Origin of the sequence: Paraburkholderia sp. RL17-347-BIC-D (assembly GCF_046027915.1) — a bacterium.
GTDB lineage: Bacteria > Pseudomonadota > Gammaproteobacteria > Burkholderiales > Burkholderiaceae > Paraburkholderia.
Genome location: NZ_JARESS010000150.1, coordinates 1 through 2576 on the forward strand (window position 1 = coordinate 1; position 2576 = coordinate 2576).

A 2576-nucleotide genomic window follows, 5' to 3' on the forward strand; every position below is an offset into this window, starting at 1 on the left:
TGCGTATTTTGGGGATGTCGAACGGGCGTTTCGGCGAAGCCGAACAGATTGGAAGGCTGTGCTGCGTAGTGCATGGATTGTAGCGTGAGTGTTCGGAATCAGGCTATGGCGTCGTCGGGTTTGTTCTTTTTGCGCATCGATTCGCCCTTCAATGGGAGCTTGTGTGCCTGATGTACGAGACGATCGAGAATGGCGTCAGCGAGTGTGGGATCCTGTAGCCATGCGTGCCAGTGCTCGAGGGGCAACTGGCTGGTGATGATCGTTGATCGGGTGCCAACGCGATCGTCGAGCACTTCAAGCAGATCGTTGCGAGCACCCTGGTCGAGATCCTGCAGGCCCCAATCGTCCAGCAGCAGGACGTCCATCTTCGCAAGCTGAGCCAGTCGACGGGTGAAGCTGCCGTCGCCGTGCGCAATTTTCAGTTCCTCGAACAACCGGGCAACGCGGACATAGAGTACTGAGAAGCCCTGCCGGCAGGCCTGCTGTGCAAACGCGCAGGCGACCCACGTCTTTCCGGCGCCGGTCGGACCGCTCAATATGACGTTCTGGGCATTACGAATCCAGTCGCAACCGGCGAGCGTGGCGACGATCCGCTGATCGAGCCCACGACTCTGGCGGTATTCAATGTCCTCGATGCAGGCCTGTGGGTTTTTCAGTTTCGCCGCTTTCATCAGGCGTTCGAGCCTTCGCGTGTCGCGCCACGCGAGTTCCCGGTCGACGACGATGCCGAAGCGCTCTTCGAATGACAGACTCGAACTGGCGGTAAGTGAGACCTGCTCCTCGAACGCGCGAGCCATACCGTCGAGCTTGAGAGCTTTGAGCTGGGAGAGGGTTTGCTGCGTCAACATCGTGACCTCCTGAGGTCAGTGGTAATAGTCGGGACCGCGCACGTTCTCGTGCTCCGGGGATTGCCATGAGGTGAGCTGTAACGGGAGCGTCGGCTGCCGGTCCAGACCCGATTCGAGGATCGACAGCACAGAGCGGCGCGTCGGCGAACCAATCACGAGCGCGCGCTGGCAGGCTGCCTCGAGGCGGTCCTTGCCATACTTGCGAGCGAGCCCCAGCAGCCCGAGGCAGGCCCGGTAACCCATCTCGGGATGCGGCCGGTTGGTCAGCAGGTGATTGACGATGGTCTCAGCGCCGGGACCTATCGAGGCTCCCCAGTTCAGAAGGCGACCGGGCGTCCATTCCATGTGGGCACGATGGGCCGCCGGCATGTGCTCAGGCAGCGTGGTGTGCTTGCCCTTGAGGCGACTGCGCGCGTGGGCGGCGACGCGTTTGCCACCATGCAGAACTTCAACACCATGGCGGGTTATGCGCGCATAGACTTCCTGACGAACCAGGCTATGCGGCACGCTGTAATAGTGATGGTCGACCTCGACGTGGTAGTCGATGTTGACGCGGCATTTCTGGAACGTGGCGATCTCATAACGACGGGCTGGCAATGCGCGCAGCGCCGGCTGGTCCAGCCGTTCGAACCATTGACGGCGGTTGCCCTCAAGCTTGCTGAACGGGCGTTGGTTCAGATCGGTGATGAGCTTGCCGATCTCCCGGTTCAGTTCGCCGAGGCTGAAGAAGCGATGATTGCGCAGCCGCGCAAGAATCCAGCGCTCCACGATCTGCACGCCGACTTCGACCTTCGCCTTGTCCTGTGGCTTGCGCGGCCGTGCCGGCAGCATCGCGGTTGCGTAATGATTCACGAAGTCCTGCGCGGTTCGGCCGAGACCGGGCTCGTAGCGGTCCGGCTTCGCAATCAGAGCTCGGGGATTATCTGGGACGAGCAACTCGGGAACACCGCCGTAGAATTCCATCGCGTCGATCAGTCCGCCGATCCAGTCCGACGTTGTCTCCGAGCGCGTGGCACAGGCATACGTGTAGTTCGATGCGCCGAGCACGGCGACGAAGATGTGAGCTTCAAACGCGATGCCGCCAGCGCGATCGAGGATCGGCATAGTCTGTCCGGCGAAATCGGCGAACAGCTTCTCGCCGGCGCGATGCTGCTGGCGCATCGAACGCTTGAGCGTCTGCGCCCAGTCCTTGTACCGCCGCCAGAACTGCGTATAGCCGTATGTGCGGCCGCCGGGATGGGACTCGACGTACTCCTCCCACAGCAGTTGCAGCGTGACGCCTTTACGGCGCAGTTCCCGATGAATGACGCTGCAATCCGGTTCGATCCGCTTCGACGGATCGGGCGACGATGCCGGCGACAGCACACGCCGTTCAAGCTCATCCTCTTCCAGTGGCTCAATTGCCGCCCAGTCGAGTCCTGCTGCTGCGGCAAGCTGAAGATACTGGGTGATCGTCGCAAGGCCGACGCCGAGAGCGCCGTGCACCTGACGGTGTGTGAGATTGCAAGCCAGCTTCAGGCGAAGCACTTCCTTGATTCTGCGCATGGTTGTCCGGTGAGCCGGCATCGTCAATATCTCCCAAAGGGAGCTACCTTAATGCCGACGGATTGATCCATACGCAGCACCGCCAACCTGAAACTGACGATCCGCTTCGCTTTGCCGAACGCTGGTTTCGGAAATCCGAACAGGCATTTCGGCAAACCGAACAGCCGTTTCGGAACACCAGCG

The 2576-nt window shown here is 61.1% G+C and carries 2 protein-coding genes; both read right to left on the reverse strand.

What is annotated here, in order from left to right; genetic code table 11:
* Positions 1-98 precede the first annotated feature (98 nt).
* Positions 99-848, reverse strand: a complete 750-nt coding sequence (istB, locus tag P0D96_RS47740; protein WP_408321265.1) for an IS21-like element helper ATPase IstB — start codon at positions 846-848, stop codon at positions 99-101.
* A gap of 15 nt (positions 849-863) precedes the next feature.
* The gene (gene istA, locus P0D96_RS47745) at positions 864-2414 is read right to left on the reverse strand and encodes an IS21 family transposase (protein WP_408321267.1); all 1551 of its coding nucleotides are present in this window, start codon (positions 2412-2414) and stop codon (positions 864-866) included.
* Positions 2415-2576: the final 162 nt, after the last annotated feature.

Excerpts from the sequence above, each read along its gene's own strand:
- istB (WP_408321265.1), bottom strand. The coding sequence starts at position 848 with ATGTTGACGCAGCAAACCCTCTCCCAGCTCAAAGCTCTCAAGCTCGAC.
- istA (WP_408321267.1), bottom strand. The coding sequence starts at position 2,414 with ATGCCGGCTCACCGGACAACCATGCGCAGAATCAAGGAAGTGCTTCGC.